Genomic DNA, 1,038 nt, shown 5'->3' with positions numbered 1-1,038 from the left:
ACCAAAAGTAAATGATAGAGATAGTAATGGCGTGTTAGACACAGACCAACTGTCTGAGGCGGAACAAGCAATTGAAGCAGTGGAAGAAGCTAAGCAAGTTGCAGACGATAAGTTAGCGGAAATCACATCTGATGGATTAGTAAATTAAACAATGTACCAAACGGTACAACAGGTAAAGATGGATTACAAACTCGTTTAGACCAAATTGGTTCAGTGACAACACCGGAAGTAAATGACCGAGATAGTAATGGGGTTAAAGATACAGACCAATTATCAGAGGCAGAAGAAGCGATTGAAGCAGCGGAAGAAGCTAAGCAAGCTGCAGATAACAAGTTGTCTGAGATTACGTCTGATAACTTAGTAAATCCAAGTGAAAAAGCCGAATTAGATAAATTAATCGAAACGTTAGAAACAGCTAAAGTAGAAGCTTCGACGAAATTAAACAATGTACCAGACGGTACAACAGGTAAAGACGCATTACAAACACGCTTAAACCAAATTGGTTCAGTGACAACACCGGAAGTAAATGACCGAGATAGTAATGGGGTTAAAGATACAGACCAATTATCAGAGGCAGCACAAGCAATTACGGCAGTAGAAGAAGCTAAAAAAGCAGCAGCTAACAAGTTGTCTGAGATTACGTCTGATAACTTAGTAAATCCAAGTGAGAAAGCTGAGTTAAATCAACTTATCGAAGCGTTAGAAACAGCTAAGGCAGATGCTTCGACGAAATTGAGTAGTGTACCAAACGGTACACCAGGAAAAGATGCACTACAAACACGTCTAGACCAAATTGATCCAGTGACAGCGCCAGAAGTGAATGATCGAGATAGTAACGGTGTTTTAGACACTGAACAATTATCAGAGGCAGAACAAGCAATTGAAGCAGTAGAGCAAGCTAAGAAAGCAGCAGATAACAAGTTAACTGAAATCACATCGGATAGCTTAGTAAACCCAGAAGAAAAAGCCGAATTAGAACAACTCATCGAAGCATTAGAAACAGCTAAAGTAGAAGCTTTGACGAAATTAAACAATGTA

The 1,038-nt window shown here is 39.3% G+C and carries 1 protein-coding gene; it reads left to right on the top strand.

The window, feature by feature from the left end; all coding sequences use genetic code 11:
* Positions 1-135: 135 nt before the first annotated feature.
* The coding region (locus ACF91D_RS30620) for a GA-like domain-containing protein (protein WP_392438513.1) at positions 136-1,038 on the top strand (903 nt) is incomplete at its 3' end.

The sequence above is a fragment of the Staphylococcus sp. 231237_7MaSpsaltlick genome, assembly GCF_043107035.1.
Note: the sequence above shows the minus strand (reverse complement) of the source record. Positions and strands in the feature narration are given on the sequence as shown.